The sequence below is a fragment of the Amycolatopsis echigonensis genome (assembly GCF_014174495.1).
Lineage (GTDB): Bacteria > Actinomycetota > Actinomycetes > Mycobacteriales > Pseudonocardiaceae > Amycolatopsis > Amycolatopsis echigonensis.
In genome coordinates this window covers 40,035-56,368 of sequence record NZ_JACJHR010000060.1, presented here as the reverse complement: position 1 = coordinate 56,368, position 16,334 = coordinate 40,035, and the positions used below count along the sequence as shown (strand labels likewise).

At 70.7% G+C, this 16,334-nt stretch carries 16 protein-coding genes; 7 read left to right on the top strand and 9 right to left on the bottom strand.

From position 1 onward, the window contains the following. The first annotated feature begins 135 nt into the window (after positions 1 to 135). From H5411_RS32375 to H5411_RS32360, 4 genes are read left to right on the top strand one after another with little or no spacing between them, the layout of a single operon-like run. Positions 136 to 2,049 (top strand): flavin-containing monooxygenase, encoded by a 1,914-nt coding sequence (locus H5411_RS32375; RefSeq protein WP_183126010.1) that lies wholly within the window; start codon positions 136 to 138, stop codon positions 2,047 to 2,049. Then, positions 2,046 to 2,795, top strand: coding sequence for an SDR family NAD(P)-dependent oxidoreductase (locus H5411_RS32370; protein ID WP_183126009.1), 750 nt, complete (start codon positions 2,046 to 2,048; stop codon positions 2,793 to 2,795). Before H5411_RS32375 ends, H5411_RS32370 begins: the two co-directional genes overlap by 4 nt. Next, on the top strand, positions 2,795 to 3,766 hold the full coding sequence (locus H5411_RS32365; protein ID WP_183126008.1) for an alpha/beta hydrolase: 972 nt from the start codon (positions 2,795 to 2,797) through the stop codon (positions 3,764 to 3,766). The genes H5411_RS32370 and H5411_RS32365 overlap by 1 nt, the downstream gene beginning before the upstream one ends. Continuing rightward, positions 3,763 to 4,533: a FadR/GntR family transcriptional regulator gene (locus H5411_RS32360; protein ID WP_183126007.1), complete on the top strand. Its 771-nt coding sequence runs from the start codon at positions 3,763 to 3,765 to the stop codon at positions 4,531 to 4,533. Before H5411_RS32365 ends, H5411_RS32360 begins: the two co-directional genes overlap by 4 nt. Before the next feature lie 29 nt (positions 4,534 to 4,562). Here H5411_RS32360 and H5411_RS32355 read toward each other — a convergent pair whose 3' ends face one another. After that, the gene (locus H5411_RS32355; protein ID WP_183126006.1) at positions 4,563 to 5,303 is read right to left on the bottom strand and encodes an SDR family NAD(P)-dependent oxidoreductase; all 741 of its coding nucleotides are present in this window, start codon (positions 5,301 to 5,303) and stop codon (positions 4,563 to 4,565) included. A 278-nt stretch (positions 5,304 to 5,581) separates the two neighbouring features. Between H5411_RS32355 and H5411_RS32350 the strand changes: the two genes are divergently transcribed. Continuing rightward, positions 5,582 to 6,892: an ammonium transporter gene (locus H5411_RS32350; RefSeq protein WP_183126005.1), complete on the top strand. Its 1,311-nt coding sequence runs from the start codon at positions 5,582 to 5,584 to the stop codon at positions 6,890 to 6,892. After that, positions 6,889 to 7,227, top strand: a complete 339-nt coding sequence (locus H5411_RS32345) for a P-II family nitrogen regulator (RefSeq protein ID WP_101440192.1) — start codon at positions 6,889 to 6,891, stop codon at positions 7,225 to 7,227. Before H5411_RS32350 ends, H5411_RS32345 begins: the two co-directional genes overlap by 4 nt. 37 nt (positions 7,228 to 7,264) lie before the next feature. Here H5411_RS32345 and H5411_RS48600 read toward each other — a convergent pair whose 3' ends face one another. The 3 genes from H5411_RS48600 to H5411_RS32330 all read right to left on the bottom strand — a co-directional run bounded on the left by H5411_RS48600 (position 7,265) and on the right by H5411_RS32330 (position 10,645). After that, positions 7,265 to 8,098 carry a DUF6597 domain-containing transcriptional factor gene (locus H5411_RS48600; protein WP_101440191.1) on the bottom strand — a complete coding sequence of 278 codons (834 nt, stop codon included), beginning with the start codon at positions 8,096 to 8,098 and terminating at the stop codon, positions 7,265 to 7,267. Between the two features lie 509 nt (positions 8,099 to 8,607). Further along, on the bottom strand, positions 8,608 to 9,951 hold the full coding sequence (gdhA, locus tag H5411_RS32335; protein WP_183126004.1) for an NADP-specific glutamate dehydrogenase: 1,344 nt from the start codon (positions 9,949 to 9,951) through the stop codon (positions 8,608 to 8,610). Positions 9,952 to 10,159: 208 nt separating this feature from the next. Further along, positions 10,160 to 10,645, bottom strand: coding sequence for an SRPBCC family protein (locus H5411_RS32330; RefSeq protein WP_101440189.1), 486 nt, complete (start codon positions 10,643 to 10,645; stop codon positions 10,160 to 10,162). 83 nt (positions 10,646 to 10,728) lie between these two features. Between H5411_RS32330 and H5411_RS32325 the strand changes: the two genes are divergently transcribed. Further along, the gene (locus tag H5411_RS32325) at positions 10,729 to 11,418 is read left to right on the top strand and encodes a TetR family transcriptional regulator (RefSeq protein WP_244194879.1); all 690 of its coding nucleotides are present in this window, start codon (positions 10,729 to 10,731) and stop codon (positions 11,416 to 11,418) included. A 331-nt stretch (positions 11,419 to 11,749) separates the two neighbouring features. Here H5411_RS32325 and H5411_RS32320 read toward each other — a convergent pair whose 3' ends face one another. From H5411_RS32320 to H5411_RS32300, 5 genes are read right to left on the bottom strand one after another with little or no spacing between them, the layout of a single operon-like run. Next, complete coding sequence (locus tag H5411_RS32320; protein WP_101440188.1) at positions 11,750 to 12,850, bottom strand: NAD(P)/FAD-dependent oxidoreductase; 1,101 nt, start codon at positions 12,848 to 12,850, stop codon at positions 11,750 to 11,752. 25 nt (positions 12,851 to 12,875) lie between these two features. After that, positions 12,876 to 13,895: a Gfo/Idh/MocA family protein gene (locus H5411_RS49075; RefSeq protein ID WP_101440187.1), complete on the bottom strand. Its 1,020-nt coding sequence runs from the start codon at positions 13,893 to 13,895 to the stop codon at positions 12,876 to 12,878. Further along, entirely contained in the window at positions 13,892 to 14,665 is a 774-nt protein-coding gene (locus H5411_RS32310) for an amino acid ABC transporter ATP-binding protein (RefSeq protein ID WP_101440186.1), read from the bottom strand. Before H5411_RS32310 ends, H5411_RS49075 begins: the two co-directional genes overlap by 4 nt. Further along, positions 14,662 to 15,435 (bottom strand): amino acid ABC transporter permease, encoded by a 774-nt coding sequence (locus H5411_RS32305; RefSeq protein WP_208637751.1) that lies wholly within the window; start codon positions 15,433 to 15,435, stop codon positions 14,662 to 14,664. Before H5411_RS32305 ends, H5411_RS32310 begins: the two co-directional genes overlap by 4 nt. 40 nt (positions 15,436 to 15,475) lie before the next feature. After that, a complete protein-coding gene (locus H5411_RS32300) occupies positions 15,476 to 16,321 on the bottom strand; it encodes an ABC transporter substrate-binding protein (RefSeq protein WP_101440184.1) in 846 nt (281 codons plus the stop codon). Positions 16,322 to 16,334: the final 13 nt, after the last annotated feature.

Here is a 16,334-nt window from a genome sequence, read left to right as displayed (position 1 = left end):
CACCGTGGAATTCGCCGACGAGCTGCCCAAGACCGGCACCGGGAAGATCATGCGCCGCGAGCTGAAGGCGCGGTACTGGGCGGGCCGCGACCGGCTGGTGAACGGATGACGGGCGACGCGAAAGGAACCCCCGCGATGCGCGAAGCGTTCGCGGCGACGGTGCGTGCCGCGGTCCGGGACGCGAACGTGCCCACGCTGCTGATGGTCCTGGTGCAGCTCACCGGCGACCGGCGGTGGCTGGAAGCGCCGTACCGGCCGACCCGCGGGCGAGGGCTGGACGAGAACGACACCGGCGGCCTGCCCGAGCCGGTGCGGGACGAGATCCGCGCGGCCGCCGCCGACGCGATCATCGCCTGGCACCACGGGAAACCGGTGGCGTTGCCGGACCCGGGCGAGGACCTGCTGACCCGGATGCTGTCGGTCGCGATGGGCGAGGCGATCCCGGCCGAATACGGGCCGATGGTTGCCGACGACCTGGCCATCGCCATGCGCGGCGAGGATCCGGTCCGCGACACGGCAGTGCCCGATGGCTTCACCGCGATCGTCGTCGGCGCCGGGATCTCCGGCCTGCTCGCCGCGCACCGGCTCGGCGCGGCCGGGGTGGAGTGCACTGTCGTGGAGAAGGACGACCACGTGGGCGGCACCTGGTGGCACAACCGGTATCCGGGGTGCGGAGTCGACGTGCCGAGCCACCTCTACTCGTACTCGAGCGTCGTGGCGGACTGGCCGCGCTACTACGCCTCCCGCGACCAGCTGCACGACTATCTCGAAGAGGTCGCCGACCGATGGCAGCTGCGCGACCGCATCCGGCTGTCCACTGTGGTCCTTTCCGCGGCCTGGGACGAGGCGGCGCGAGCGTGGACGGTCGAGATCGACGGCCCGGAAGGACGGGAAACGCTCCAGGCCAACATTCTGATCAGCGGGGTCGGCGCGTTCGGCACGCCGAAGCTGCCGGACCTGCCGGGGCTGGCGGATTTCGCCGGGGAGTCGTGCCACACCGCGCAGTGGCCGGAAGGGCTCGACCTCGCCGGCAAACGGGTCGGCGTGATCGGCAACGGAGCGAGCGCGATGCAGGCGGTGCCCGCGATCGCCGGCACGGCTGCCTCGCTGACGCTGTTCCAGCGGTCGGCGCACTGGGTGGCGCCGTTCGAGAAGTTCCAGCAGGACATCCCCGCACCGGTCCGGTTCCTGTTGCGCGAAGTCCCGCTTTACCGGTTCTGGTACCGGGAACGGCTCGCCTGGGTGCTCAACGACACGCTGTACGAATCCCTGCAACGGGATCCGGACTGGCCGCATCCGGAGCGGTCGATCAACGCGATCAACGACGGGCACCGCCGGTTCTTCACCCGCTACCTGGAAAGCGAACTGGCCGGCCGTCCGGACCTGATCGAGAAGGCCACGCCGGACTATCCGCCGTTCGGCAAGCGGATCCTGCTCGACAACGGCTGGTACCGCACGCTGCGCCGCGACGACGTCGAACTGGTCACCGACCCGATCGAGCGGATCCTGCCGACCGGAGCCCGGCTGAAATCGGGCCGCGAGGTCGAGTTCGACGTGCTGATCTTCGCGACCGGCTTCGACGTCGTGCGGTTCCTCGCGTCGTTCGAGGTGACCGGCCGGGACGGGCGGACGTTGCGCGAGGTCTGGGACGACGATGACGCGCAGGCCTACCTGGGCACGGCGATCCCCGGCTTCCCCAACCTCTTCTGCTTGTACGGCCCGAACACCCAGGCCGGGCACGGCGGCAGCCTGATCTTCTACCTCGAATGCCAGATGCGGTACGTGCTCAGCCTGCTGGACCGGATGGGGCGGGCGGGCGCGACGGTCGCCGACTGCCGCCCGGAGGTCAGCGAGAAGTACAACGCCGAGGTCGCCGCCGCGCACGAGCGGATGATCTGGACCCACCCGGGCATCACGACCTACTACCGCAACTCGCGCGGCCGGGTCGTGGTGAGCAATCCGTGGCGGGTGCTCGACTGGTGGCGGATGACCAAGGAAGCTGATCTGGCCGACTACCGGATCGACGGTCCCGCGGAAGGGGAACGATGAGCAAGCGGTTCGACGGCAAGGTCGCGATGGTCAACGCCGCCGCGGGCGCGGGAATCGGCGGCGTGGTCGCGCGGCGGCTGCTGGCCGAGGGCGCGCGCGTGGTCGTCACCGACGTCAGCGCGAAGCGGCTTGACCGGCTCCGGGACGAACTGACCGCGGCCGCGGGCGAGGACAACGTGCTCGCGCGCGCTCTCGACGCCGCCGACGAAACTGGCGTGCGGGCGCTGTTCGCCGACGTGACCGAGACGTTCGGGCAGCTGGACGTTCTGGTCAACAGCGTCGGTCTCAATCAGCTCGCTCCGTTTCCGGATACCAGCCTGGAGAACTGGAACCGGGTGCTGTCCACGTCGCTGACGGCGCACTTCCTGCATGCCCGCGCCGCGTGGCCGTTGCTGCGGCAGTCGGCCTCCCCGGCGATCGTGAACGTGTCCTCGCTGGCCGCGGAATCGCCCGCGCCGTTCGGGGAAGTCGCTTACGCGGCGGCGAAAGCGGGCGTTCTCGGCCTCACCCGCGCGCTTGCCAAGGAAGGAGCGGCGGACGGCATCCGCGCCAACGCCGTGATGCCGGGCCTGATCTGGAACGACAGCCTGACGAAAGCCGTCGCGGCGGACTACGTCCAGGCGTACCGGGACGCGCAGCCGCTGGGCCGCGACGGCGAACCGGAAGAGGTCGCCGATGTGATCCTGTTCCTCGCCTCGAACGACAGCAGGCACGTTACCGGGCAGACGATCCGGGTGGCCGCCTGATGGCGGAAATCGCGCTGCCGCCGGAACTTCTGGAGTTCCAGCGGACGCTGAGGCCTCCGGAGTCCGGGGACGCGCGGGAGCTGCTGGCTTCTTTCGACGCGTACACGAACCAGGGCATGCCCGCGGTCGGCGGGATCGAGCTGAAGGTGCCGCTCCGCGAGGTGAACGGCTGGCAGGTGACCGCCGACGTCTACCGGCCGCTGGGCGAACCGCCGTTCCCGACGCTGGTGTACCTGCACGGCGGCGCGTGGGTCCTGGGCACTCCCGCCACGCACCGGCGGCTGGCCGCGGACCTGGCCCTGCTCGGCTTGCTGACGGTGAGCGTCGACTACCGGCGCGCGCCCCGGCACCGGTTTCCGGCGGCGGTCGAAGACACGCTGCACGCGGTCGGCTGGGCGCGGTCGACCGCGGAGAGCTTCGGGGGAGACCCTGCCCGGCTGCTGCTCGGCGGGGATTCGGCCGGGGCGAACCTCGCCGCGGCGGCACTGGCGACCGGCGCCGCCGGGCCGGTCGCCGCCGCGCTGCTGTGCTACGGGATCTACGACGTTCACCGAGCGTTGCCGGTGGTGGAACACCTGGTGGGCGGGCGCGATCCGGACACCCAGCTCTACCTGGAACCCGACGACGCCCGGCGGCTGCTCGACGATCCGCGGCTGCATCCCGAACGCTACTGCGCAGGTTTCCCGCCCAGCCTGGTCCTCGTCGGCGAGGACGACCCGCTGCTCGGCGAATCCCTTTCGCTGGCCGACCGGCTCGCCGAGGCCGGGGCGCCGCACGAACTGGCCGTGGTCGGCGGCGCCCCGCACGGGTTCCTCCAACTGCCCACGCACCCGGGACACGCCGGGGGGCTTGGCACGGATCGGCCGGTTCCTCGCTGGTCACGGCCTTGCCGCACCGCCGGGGGCGGTGGCGGCGGCCGGGTAATCGGTACACTAGTTTTCTCGGCGAGCGATCGGGGGGAACGGCCATGACAGCGACCGAACCGACGGTCCGCAGAGGCTCGCTGCCCGCGCACACCGCGCGGCGGATCCTGCGGGACTTCCTGGCGCGCGGCCTCGAACCCGGCGACGCGCTCGCGGACGAGGCGACGCTCGTCGAGCGGTACGGCGTCTCGCGCGGCACGCTCCGGGAAGCATTGCGACTGCTCACTTTTCTGGGCGCGATCGTCGTGAAGGCGGGCCCGCAGGGCGGGGCGCGGCTGGTCACGCCCGGCCCGTCCGTGGTCGGCAGCGCGCTGGGGATGGTGGTGCAGTTCCGCGGGGCGACGCTGCGCACGGTCTTCGAATCGCGGCTCGCGATCGAACCCGAGGTGGCCGCGCTGGCCGCGGCGCATCGCAAGGACAGCGACCTGGAACTGCTCGACGAGTCCGTCGCGTCCCTGCGCTCGGCGCGCCGCAAACGCGGTCCGGAGTTCGCCGCGCACAGCGGGCGCTACCACCTGCGGGTGGCGGAGGCGTCGCACAACGATGTGCTGGCGACGATCGTGCCCGCGCTCGCGGTGATGACCACGACGGTGCCGTGGCGTTTTCCCCAAGGCAGCCGCGAAGAACTGACCGGCCTCATCTCGACCGTGGTGGACGCGATCCGGTCCGGGGACGGTTCCACGGCGCGGGCCGTCACGCACGTGATGATCAAATCGGTGGTGGACGGCCTGCAGCGGGACCAGCCCGCAAGCCTGGAGCGCCGGATCCTGTGGCCCGACGTCGACGAGGTCCTGTCCGGCGACCGGGACGTCTGACCCGGTCGCGGGCGCCGGAGGCCCCGCGGTCAGGCCATGGTCAGGCCGCCGCTGACGCTGAGCGTTTGGCCGGTGATGAAGCCGGCTTCGTCGCCGGCCAGGAAGGCGACCGCGTTCGCCACGTCGGCGGGCGCGCCGACCCGGCCGAGCGGGATGGCGCGCACGAGGGCGTTGCGGAGTTTTTCGCCGGCGAAGGAGGCGAGCAGGGGCGTGTCGGTCGGCCCCGGGCAGACGCAGTTGACCCGGACGCCGCGGCGCGCGAGTTCCCGGGCGGTGGTCTTGGTGAACGCGATGATCCCGCCCTTGGTCGCCGAGTAGACCGCCTCGCCGGACGATCCGACCCGGCCAGCGTCGGAAGCGATGTTCACGACCGATCCCGTGCCCTGCTCCGCCAGGACGGGCAGTACTGCTCGCGAGGTGTGCAGGACGCCGTACAGGTTGACGCGGATGATGCGGTCCCAGTCGTCGGGGTCGGATTCCACGAAGGGACCGGCCTTGTCCCATCCGGCGTTGTTCACCAGGACATCGATCCGGCCGAAGCGGTCGAGGACCGCGTCGACGAGCGAGTCGACCGAGTCGCGCGATCCGACGTCGGTCCGGATGCCGAGCGCACCGTTGCCCACCGCCGCGGCGGTCGCGGCGGCGCTGTCGGTGTCCAGGTCGGCAGCGACCACCCGCGCGTCCGCCGCGGCGAGCCGTTCAGCGATCGCCCGGCCGATCCCGCGCCCGGCGCCGGTGACGACGCAGACCTTGCCTGCCAACGAATCCATCTCACGCGCCTTCCTGCTCGCCCACAACTAGTATCAGAGTTGACCGGTCGGCGGCAAGTCGCGTCCGAAGCTCCGAAAAGGGCGCGGACAGAACGAATCGCCGATTCGTTCTGTCCGCGAAGTATTTCCGGTCGCCTCGGGCCTGATGTCGCCCTTTCGAGCTGGTTCGACCGTTTCGCCGGACTGGGGGTCGCTAGCGGAAGCACGGCGGAAACATTCCGGTAACACCGCCCGGTTAGCTTCCAGCGGCCGAGCGAGGAAACGAGGAGTGTCGGATCGTGGTCGATACCGGAAGCACGGCGTGGTTGCTGGGGAGTGCCGCGCTGGTCATGCTGATGACGCCGGGCCTCGCCCTGTTCTACGGCGGGATGGTGCGCGCCCGGAGCGTGCTGAACGTGATGGCGATGACCTTCGTCTGCCTCGCCACCGTCGGCCTGGTGTGGGTGTTCTACGGGTATTCGCTCGCCTTCGGCCCCGACTGGTTCGGCGGCCTGCTCGGCACGCTGCGGCTGGCCGGGTTGCACGGGCTCGCCGAGCAGACGGTCGGGCCCGCTGGGAACCAGGTGCCGCTGTTCGCGTTCGTCGCGTTCCAGATGATGTTCGCGGTGATCACGGTGGCGCTGCTGGCCGGCGCGATCGCCGAGCGCGCGAGGTTCTGGACGTGGACGGTGTTTTCCGTCGTCTGGACCACCCTGGTGTACGTGCCGGTGGCGCACTGGGTTTTCGCGCCCGACGGGTGGATCGCCGCGAAGCTGCACGTGCTGGATTTCGCGGGCGGCACCGTGGTCGAGGTCAACTCCGGCGCGGCCGCGCTGGCGCTGGCGCTCGTGCTGGGCCGGCGGCACGGCTGGCCGAAGCAGGCGGTCCGGCCGCACAACCTGCCGTTCGTGATGTTCGGCGCCGGCCTGCTGTGGTTCGGCTGGTTCGGGTTCAACGCCGGGTCCGCACTGGCCGCGAAGAGCCCGGCGGCGACGTCGTTCCTGAACACCACCGTCGCGGGGGCGGCCGCCGTGCTGGGCTGGCTGCTGGTCGAGCAGTTCCGCGACGGGAAGCCGACCACGCTCGGCGCCGCGTCCGGCGCGGTCGCCGGGCTGGTCGGGATCACGCCCGGCTGCGCTTACGTCGAACCGCTCGGAGCGGCCGCGATCGGGATCGTGGCGGGCGTCGTGTGCTCGTTCGCGGTGAGCCTGAAATACCGGTACCGCTTCGACGATTCCCTGGACGTGGTCGCGGTGCACGGCCTCGGCGGGTTCTCCGGAACGCTGCTGATCGGCCTGTTCGCGACGGCCGGCGTGGCTCCCGGCGGCGTGAACGGCCTGTTGTACGGCGGCGGATTCGACCAGCTGTGGCGGCAGACGGTCGGAACGCTGGCGGTACTAGGGTATTCGCTGGCGATGACCCTCCTGATCGGCTGGGTCATGCACAAGTTCATGGGATTCCGGATCGACCGCGAGGCCGAGATCGACGGCGTCGACGAGGCCGAGCACGCCGAAGGCGCGTACGAGCTGGCAGTCCAGTCCGGACGCCGGGGGAGCGCGCCCGCCGGCGGACCGGGATCGCACCGGCCGGCGCGCGAGGAGAACCGATGAAGCTGCTGACCGCCGTCGTCAAACCGTTCGTGCTGGACGACGTCCGGATCGCGCTGCAGGAACTCGGCATCGCCGGGATGACGGTGAGCGAGGTCCGCGGCTACGGCAGGCAGAAAGGGCACACCGAGATCTACCGGGGCGCGGAGTACGAGGTCGATTTCATCACCAAGTACCGGCTGGAGATCCTGCTGGACGACGACCAGGTCGAGACCGCGCTCCGCACCGTGCTGGACACCGCGCACACCGGCAAGATCGGCGACGGCAAGATCTGGGTGACGCCGGTGGAGACCGTGGTCCGCGTCCGCACCGGGGAACGCGGCCGGGACGCGTTGTAGGCCGTGGACAGCTCCGGCTCGGCTCGGGCAGCGCTCGTCAACCGCGGAACGGCGAACGGCCGCGTCCGGCGAGGAACGGCGTGTAGGACGCGGAATGATCGTGCCCGCACGCGCACCGGTCGAGGTCGCCCCCGAGCAGCTGCCTTGGCGTAACTCCGGTCAGCCGAAGACATTCGCGGCTGAGATGGGCCTGGTCGGCGTACCCGGCGTCGACCGCGAGACTCGCCATCCCGTCCGCGCCCCGCCGCCCGGTCGCGATCGCTCCCGACTGGGCGAGCGCGAGAAACCCCTGGAACCGCAACGTCCGCTGCAGCACCTTCGGGCTCATTCCGACCGCGTGCAGGCACCGTCGGCGCAGCTGGCTGGCAGAGAGCGCGAGATGCGCGGCGACCGCGTCGACGCCGACCGGGTCCCACGGCATCAGCACCCGCACCGCCTCCCCGACCAACGGGTCCGACCCGCCGGCCAGACGGAACTCCCGCACGAGGTGCGCCTGCAGCGCGGCCAGCCCCAGCTCAGGCGTCGCGGCGAGGGCGACGGCCTCCACCAGCTGCTCGACGGTCCGGCCCCACACCTCACCCAGCCCGACCTGCTGATCGGCCAGCTCGTCGAGCCCCGTCGGCAGGGGAGGCGCGGCCCCGGGCCGGAACCGCACGCCGACGACTGTCGTGTGCGCCGGGAGGACCTCGATCCGCGGCCCGGTCAACGGCCCGAGCAGTTGCGGACGCCCGCCGACCGGGAAGTGGATCTCGACGCCGCCGGTCGGCAGATGCCGCTGGACGTATGGAGCATCGCCGGTGCGCTGGATCCACACCGTGCGTACGACTCCCGCCAGGCCCGGCACCGGCGGACGCTCCACATACGCGGTCATCCCCGTACCGAAGCGTTCGCCCCGGGTGCGCGTCAAGTGCCAGCCGGTGCCACCTGGCCCGCCAGTGCTTCCGGCCGAGAATCGGGTAGGTCCGCCGAAGGCTGCGCGCGAGCGGGCCTGGGTCGCGAGTCCCCATCCGGAGGATCTTCTCCCGCCACCAGCCTGGCTATCTGGGTAGCGCTGTCCCCGGCGTCGTTCCGGTCACGCTTTCTTCTGCGCGGTCACCAGCCGCCACGCTTGCTCACCACAAGCGCTGCCATGGCTTGGTTGCTGCCAAGCGGCCACATCGGCCTCGAGACCGGGAATCCGGTGCCGGGGTGCCACAATCCGGCTCGTCCACTGCGCAGACCTGGCAGACCCAGGCACCGGGACAACCGCAGTCCCGAGCTCAGACCGCGGAGAATCCTGTCCACGGTGAACCCCATCCACCACTCAGTCGACCGGCAGACCTACGACTCAAATACTGCATACAAAATCCTGCCGAACGAAGACTGTCCGCACGCACCGGCTTAGAGGTACCCGCAGGCGTCCATCGCGGCGACGACCTTCCGGAACCCCGCGATATTCGCCCCGCTCACGTAATCCCCGGGCACCCTGTGCTCGTCGGCGGTTTCGAGACACGTCCGGTGGATGTCGGTCATGATGTCGCGCAGCGTGCGGTCCACGCGCTCGAACGCCCACCGCTCGCGCGCCGCGTTCTGCTGCATCTCCAGTGCCGACACCGCGACGCCGCCCGCGTTCGCGGCTTTGCCGGGCCCGACCGCGACCCCGGCCTCGCGGAAGATCTGCAGCGAACCGGGCGTGCACGGCATGTTCGCGCCCTCGGCGACCGCGCGGACGTTGTTCTTCACCAGCCGCAGCGCGGACTGCTCGTCCAGCTCGTTCTGCGTCGCGCACGGAAGCGCGAGGTCGCACGGGACCTCCCACGGCGTGCCGTCGGTGACGTACTTCGCCGACGGCACGTGGTCGACGTACTCGGACAACCGCCCGCGCCGCGCCACCTTCAACTCATGCAGCACTTCGAGATCGATCCCGCGCGCATCGTGGACATATCCGCCGGAGTCCGAGCACACGACCGGCTTCGCGCCGAGCTCCTGGAGTTTCGCGATCGCGTGGTAGGCGACGTTGCCCGAACCGGACACCACCGCGGTGCGGCCGGAGAAGGAGTCGTCGCCGGTGCCGAGCATCGCTTCGAGGAAGTACACCGTCCCGTAACCGGTGGCCTCCGGACGCGCCGGAATGCCGCCCAGCAACGGGTTCTTGCCGGTGATCGTGCCCGCGTCGTAACGGTTGGTCAGCCGTTTGTACTGGCCGAAGAGGTAGCCGATCTCGCGCCCGCCGACGCCGATGTCGCCCGCCGGGACGTCGGTCTCCGGGCCGATGTGCCGGACCAGTTCGGTCATGAACGCCTGGCAGAACCGCATGATCTCGCCGTCGCTGCGGCCGGCCGGGTCGAAATCGGACCCGCCCTTGCCCGCGCCGATGCCGAGGCCGGTGAGCGCGTTCTTGAAGATCTGCTCGAAGGCGAGGAACTTGACCGTGCCGAGCGTGACGTCGCCGCGGAAGCGCAGCCCGCCCTTGTACGGTCCGAGCGCCGAGCTGAACCCGACCCGGAAGCCGCGGTTGACGTGCACCGCGCCCGCGTCGTCGGTCCAGACCACCCGGAACATCACCTGCCGCTCCGGCTCGCACAGCCGCTCCAGCATCGCCGCGTCGCGCAGGCCCGGGTCCCGCCGCAGCGCGGGCCGGATCGCTTCGAGCACCTCGTACACCGCCTGGTGGAACTCCGGTTCGGCCGGGTTCCTCCGGACGATGTCCTCGTACACGTCGCGCGATGTCTGCTCAAGAGCCATCCGCAGATGATGCACTCCGGATGCCCGATTTCGCACCCCTGAACGGGTTTGCGTAGTTAGGGGTGACCAGCCTCACTCATCGAGCACTACATCCGTAGTGGGTACGGCCTGGCGGGCGAGGCACTGGCCGTCGGGCAGATCGTCGGCGACGGCGACAGGTGTGCAGGACCAGACCGTTCGAGGGCGCGGCCCGGCAGGGCGGGGCTGCTCACCCGCGGTCTTTGAGCCGCAGCGGCGCATCCGGAAGCAGAACACCGGCTTCGTCCATTTCGGACAGCAGCGCGGGCATCCCGGCGGTGAGCATCTTCCGCCGGATCCTGCCGAGCATCTTCGCCATGGCGAACCCGCCGATGCCGGTGAATCCGGTGTGGCGATAGGCGAAACGGGTTCCCTGGGCGGTCGGTTCGAGCTCGTAGCGGACGTAGCTGGGTTCCTCGCCCTCGGCTCCGACCCAGGTGTAGCGCAGCAGTTCCTCCTCGCGGACCTCCAGCACCGTGCAGTCGACGATCCCGCGCCATCCGGGCATCGGCTTCGCGACGAACTGGAACCGGTTGCCGGGAACCGGCTCGAAACCGACGGCGCGAGCACCCTTGCCGGTGGAGGTCCAGTACGGGATCAGGTCCGGGTCGGTCACCGCCCGCCAGACCTTGCCGGGCGAATGGCGGTAGTCGCACACGATGTTGATCTCAGGCATGGCGGGCTCCTCGGCGCGGAAAGTTCAGCGGCTATAAAAATACTGTAGCAGTAAATGTCTAGCGACTGGCGTAGTCTGCCCTCATGACGACCATGCGGGCAGCGGGCGGCGAGGGCCTGCGCGAGCGCAAGAAGCGCGCGATGCGCCAGCAGCTGTCGGACACCGCGGCCCGGATGTTCCTCGAACACGGCTTCGACGCGGTCCGCGTCGCCGACGTCGCCGAGGCCTGCGGCGTGTCCGAGAAGACCGCCTTCAACTACTTCCCTCGGAAAGAAGCTCTCGTCCTCGACCGGCTGGAAGCGACCGCCGACGCGCTGCGCACCCAGTTGGCCGACCCGCAGGTTCCCCCGGTCGACGCGATGCTGAAGATCCTGGACGGCGAACGGGACGACGTCGCCGCGAGCCTGACAACCGGGGACCGCCAAGACGAGGCCCTCGCGCGGTATCGCAAATTCGGCGACCTCATCCGCGACACTCCCGCATTGCGGGCTTACCAGAGCGAAATCGCCGACCGGTTCACCGAAATCGCCGCCGAAGTGCTCGCCGCACGAGGCGGATTCCGCCGTGCCGACCCAGAACCCCAGATCGCCGCGACCGCACTTCTCGGCCTGTGGCGGCTCCAGTTCCGCTCCCTGCGCACGCACTTGCGCCCCGGACGCGCGGTCCGGCCCGCGATCAAGGCCGCGGCCCGCGAGGTGCATCGCGCCGCCGCACTGATCCGCGACGGCCTCGCGACCTTTCCGGCTAGCGCGGAATCCGCGGGCGAAGAGTGAGTTTCCGGCGCGGTAGGACAGTGCCGAGTACGAAGAACGCGGCCACTGTCGCGGGCAGCCAAACCTCCGACGGGGAAGTCTCGAGGCGGGTCGCGTGTCTCAAGTGGACAGAGACGTGAGGGCTGGCGGGGGGAGGAACGGCCGCTTTACTGTTCACTAACGTCGGGCCGCCGGACGGCAGGGGAGGCCCTCCCGGAGTGGTCGCCCGCGACCGATTTTCTTGCCGCGCGGCGAAGGTTTGCCTAAAACGGGGCCGGTTCGATCCGCGATCGGAATGGAGCGGCGGCGATGCGGCACCCCGCGCGAGGCGCGCCGCATCGCCGCGTGCGCGTCAGCGGAAACGGCGTGGGTTGAACGGAGCCAGCATCGGATGTGCTTCGCCCGCGGTGATCTCGTGCGCCAGCAGTTCCCCCGCGATCAGGGCGAGGGTGGCGCCGCTGTGGGTGAACGCGAGGTACAGGCCGCCGAGCTCGTCGGCGCGGCCGAGAACCGGGTCGCCGTCGCCGGGGATCGGCTTGCGCCCGATCGCCTGGCGTTCGGCGGTCAGCGGCGGGTTGCCCGCGAGCAAGCCGGACGCCTCGGCCAGCAGCTCCGTCACGATTTCGGCGGGGACCTCGTATCCGGAGCCGGTGTGCCGGATGCTCGCGGTCGTCCAGTCGGAGTCGACGGCGAGACCGCCGTGCGGAGTCGGCCGGATCGACGCGCGGGGCGTGTTCAGGACCGCGCGCAGCGGGGTGTCCACCGGCGCGGTCGTGACCAGCAGCGAGATCGGGGTCGCGTCCGGCACGGCGATGCCGAGTTCCGCGGCCATCTCCGGCACCGCCGGGCCGGTGGCCAGCACGACGGCGTCCGCGGGGAGCGAGTCGCCCGCGGCGGTTCGGACTCCGGTCACCGCTCCGCCCTGATGCTCGACCCGGACCGGCCCGGCGTTGGCGACGAGCCGTCCGCCGTGCTCGGCGAACTCCTTCGCCAGCACCTGGGCGAGGCTGGGCAGGTCCACCCAGCCCTCGCCGGGATTCCACACGGCTTGCCCGCCGGGGACCGCCGCGGGGTCGACCCCCGGCACGAGCCGGGCGATCTCGTCGCGGGAGAGCAGGCGGCTGTCGTAGCCGTGCGCGGTTTCGTGGTCGTGCTGGGCCCGCAGATCCGCGCCGGACCAGGCGAGCCCGCCGTCGAACCGCAGCCAGTCCGCGTCCGGATGCCGCGCCGCCAGGGTGCGGTACCGGTCGATGCCGGCCACGCGCAGCCGGTGGTATTCCTCGCTGCGCACCCCGGCGGAGTTCAGCCAGGACAGCGAGCGGCCGGAGGCTCCGGACGTCAGCTCGCCCTCGGTGACCAGGGCGACATCGGCCCCGGCCGCGGCCAGCGCCCGGGCGGTCGACAGACCGAGGATCCCGCCGCCGACGACGACGGTGGGGGAGGTGGTGCGCATCAGACTCGTGGTCCTTTCCTGGGGTTCAGTTGCGGTGGCGGATCTCGGTCGTGGCGTGGATCCGCTCGATCAGTTCGACGGCGGCGAGCGCGTCGCCGGCCCGCACCGGAGGCGGGGCACCGGAACGCAGCGCGGCGGCGAGCCCGGCGTATTCGCCGGCCTCGGTCGGCACCGGCGCGGTGCCGAGCCGGCCCCAGCGCGCTTCCGGTTCCCGTCCGTATTCGGGGTCGCCGGGACGGAGGCCGGCGGCGAGCTGTCCTTCTTGGACGTCCAAACCGGACTTCACGAAGCCGGTCTTCGACCCGACGACGGTGAACCGCGGCCGGGCCACCGGCGCGAGCGAACTCATCGCGAGATGACTGCGCACCCCGGATTCGTGCCGCAGCGACACGAACGCTTCGTCGTCCGCGCCCTCGCCGTTCCGGTAACGGGCGAGCTCCGCGTGCACTTCCGCGACGGGGCCGAACAGCTGGAGCGCTTGGTCGATCAGATGCGGCCCGAGGTCGAAGAGCATCCCGCCGCCGCTGTCCGGGCCCGCCTGCGCCTTCCACGCCTTCTCCCCGGACGGTTTCCACCATTCGAAGCGGGACTCGAACGTGCGGATCTCGCCGAGCGCGCCCTCGGCGATCAACCGGCGCACGGTCCGGAAATCGCCGTCGTAGCGCCGATTCTGGAAGACGGTCAGCAGCAAGCCGCGCCGGTTCGCCTCGGCGATCAGCTCGCGGCCCTGCTCGGCCCGCACCGCGAACGGCTTGTCCACGACCACCGCGAGCCCGTGCCGGAGCGCGGTCCGCGCGAGCTCGTAGTGAGACCCCGGCGGCGTCGTGACGACGACCAGGTCGAGTCCGCCCGCGGCGAAGAGCTCCTCGGCCGTCCGCAGCACCGCGACGCCCGGGTGTGCTCGACGCGCGTGCTCCGCCCGGGTCGGATCGGAGGTGACGACCGCGGCGACGGCGTAGCGGGGATCGGCGGCGAGGAGCGGCCCGTGGAACACGCGCCCGCCCGTTCCGTAACCGAGGATTCCGGTCCGGATCGGCGCGGTCACAGGACTTCCGCCAGAAAACGCCGCAGCCGCGGGCTCCGCGGGTTCCCGAAGATCTCGTCGGGAGTGCCCTTTTCCACGACCTCGCCCTCGTCCATGAACACGACCTGGTCCGCGGCCCGCCGGGCGAAGCCCATTTCGTGCGTCACCACGACCATGGTCATGCCGCGTTCGCCCAGCCCGGCCATCAGCGTCAGCACGCCTTTGACGAGTTCCGGGTCGAGTGCGCTGGTCGCCTCGTCGAAGAGCATCACCTCGGGTTCCATCGCCAGCGCCCGGGCGATGGCGACGCGCTGCTGCTGCCCGCCGGACAAATCGCGGGGGCGGTGGCCCGCCCGTTCGGCGAGGCCTACGTCGGCGAGCGCTCGAGCGGCTCGTTCCCGGGCTTGCCCGCGCGGCAGGCCCTTGACCTTCCACGGCGCGAGCGCGACGTTGTCCAGCGCGGTGTGGTCGGGGAAGAGGTTGAAATGCTGGAACACCAGCCCGATGCGCTGCCGGAGCCGTTCGGGCGCCATGGCCGAGGCCGGCTCGCCCGCCAGGAGGACCTCGCCGCTTTTCGGTTCGTGCAGCCGGTTGATCCCGCGCAGCAGCGTCGACTTGCCCGAGCCGGACGGGCCGATCACGCACGTCGTGGTGCCCGGCTCGACGGTGAAGCCGACTTCGCGGACCACCTCGAAACTGCCGTAGGCCAAGGAAACACCGGACAGTTCCAAACTTGCCCCGCGGAACGCGGGGGCCTCGCCGGTCGCGGACGAGGAGGGGGTGCGCGTCATGCTTTGCTCCCGGTGACGAGTGGCGGAGCGTCGAGTTCGTCGAGTTCCCGGAGGCCGCTCACCGGTGCGGCTTTTCGCCGTCCGACGCGGAAGCGGCGGTCGAAGTGGTTGACCAGATGCGTCAACGGCACCGTGATGACCAGGTAGAACACTCCGGCCAGCACCATCGGCGACAGGTTGCCCGACAGCACCGCGGCGTCCTGGCCGACGCGGAACAGCTCCCGCTCCCCGGAGAGCAGCCCGAGGAAATACACCAGGCTCGAATCCTTGACGATCCCGATGAACTGGTTCACCAGCGCGGGCAGCACCCGCCGCACGCCTTGCGGCACGACGACCAGGCGCATCGCCTTGGCGTAGTTCATGCCGAGCGCGCGGCAGGCCTCCAGTTGGCCCGCTTCGACGCTCTGGATGCCGGAGCGGAAGATCTCGCCGAGGTAGGCGCCGGCGATCAGGCTCAGCGCCAGGATGCCCAGCGGGTAGGGCGAGGGCCCGAACACGCTCTGGCTGAAGCGTGCGAAGCCCTGGCCGATCACCAGGATGGTGAGGATCGCGGGCAGCCCGCGGAACAGGTCCGTGTAGATCCGGGCCGGGATCCGCAGCCACGCGGTGGCGGAGATGCCCATGATCGCGACGATCATCCCGACGACCAGCCCGATGCCGGTCGCCGCGACGGAGATGATCAGCGTGTTGACCAGCCCGACCGACAGCATCTGCGGCAGGACCTCGGCCATCGCGGAGAAGTCGAAGAAGGTGTGGAGCAGGTCGTTCACCCAGCCCATGCCAACCCCTTTCGGTGTGCGCCGGGCAGAGTCACTGGCCGGACGGCGTCGCGGTGTGGTTGCCGCCGGGCAGGTACTGCGCGGGCATCGGCGTGCCGGGGAACCACTTCTCGTGCAGCCGCTTCCAGGTGCCGTCGTCCATCGCCGCCGCCAGGCCCTTGTCCAGCGCGGCCTTCAGCGCCGTGGAGCCCTTGCGGACCGCGAAGCCGGCCGGCGCGTCGAACGACGGGAAGTTCGCGACGCTCGCGAGGCCGAACTGCGTGAGATACGCCTTGGCGGCCTCGAAATCGAGGAAGTGCGCGTCGACCGATTTGCGGGTGAGCGCGGAGACGGCGGTGTTGTTGTCCGGGAAACGAACCAGCTGAGCCTGCGGAAAGTGCTTCACCGCGTAGGCCTCTTGCAGCGAGCCCTGCACGACGCCCAGCCGGCGCCCGGCGAGCGCGTCGGCGTTGGCGATGCCGGAGTCCTTCGTCGTGATCACGGTGAGGTAGCCGGCGAGGTAGCCGTTGCTGAAGTCGACCGTCTGCTTGCGAGCGGCGGTGATGCCGATCGCGGCGACTCCGGCGTCGAACTGGCCGTTCGCGACGCCCGGCAGGATCGCGGAGAAGTCCTGTCCGGTGAATTCGACGTCCTTGACGCCGATCCGGCGCGCCACGTCGCGGAAGAGTTCGACGTCGAAACCGGTGAACGTGCCGTCGCTGCCGGTGAAGGTGTAGGGCTTGGCGTCGCCGAGGCTGGCGACGCGCAGCTGGCCGGCGGTGATCAGGCCGTAGGGGTTGTCCGCGGAGGACTGCGAGCCGCCGCACGCGGTCAGGCCGAGCAGCGCGACGACGGCCGCGAGCACGGTCGCGAGGAGCTTGCGAGGGGTAGGAGACACGGACCCGTCCTTT

Bases quoted from the DNA above. Each gene is read 5' to 3' on its own strand.
- H5411_RS32375 (WP_183126010.1), top strand. From the start codon at position 136: ATGCGCGAAGCGTTCGCGGCGACGGTGCGTGCCGCGGTCCGGGACGCG.
- H5411_RS32370 (WP_183126009.1), top strand. From the start codon at position 2,046: ATGAGCAAGCGGTTCGACGGCAAGGTCGCGATGGTCAACGCCGCCGCG.
- H5411_RS32365 (WP_183126008.1), top strand. From the start codon at position 2,795: ATGGCGGAAATCGCGCTGCCGCCGGAACTTCTGGAGTTCCAGCGGACG.
- H5411_RS32360 (WP_183126007.1), top strand. From the start codon at position 3,763: ATGACAGCGACCGAACCGACGGTCCGCAGAGGCTCGCTGCCCGCGCAC.
- H5411_RS32355 (WP_183126006.1), bottom strand. From the start codon at position 5,303: ATGGATTCGTTGGCAGGCAAGGTCTGCGTCGTCACCGGCGCCGGGCGC.
- H5411_RS32345 (WP_101440192.1), top strand. From the start codon at position 6,889: ATGAAGCTGCTGACCGCCGTCGTCAAACCGTTCGTGCTGGACGACGTC.
- H5411_RS48600 (WP_101440191.1), bottom strand. From the start codon at position 8,098: ATGACCGCGTATGTGGAGCGTCCGCCGGTGCCGGGCCTGGCGGGAGTC.
- gdhA (WP_183126004.1), bottom strand. From the start codon at position 9,951: ATGGCTCTTGAGCAGACATCGCGCGACGTGTACGAGGACATCGTCCGG.
- H5411_RS32330 (WP_101440189.1), bottom strand. From the start codon at position 10,645: ATGCCTGAGATCAACATCGTGTGCGACTACCGCCATTCGCCCGGCAAG.
- H5411_RS32325 (WP_244194879.1), top strand. From the start codon at position 10,729: ATGACGACCATGCGGGCAGCGGGCGGCGAGGGCCTGCGCGAGCGCAAG.
- H5411_RS32320 (WP_101440188.1), bottom strand. From the start codon at position 12,850: ATGCGCACCACCTCCCCCACCGTCGTCGTCGGCGGCGGGATCCTCGGT.
- H5411_RS32310 (WP_101440186.1), bottom strand. From the start codon at position 14,665: ATGACGCGCACCCCCTCCTCGTCCGCGACCGGCGAGGCCCCCGCGTTC.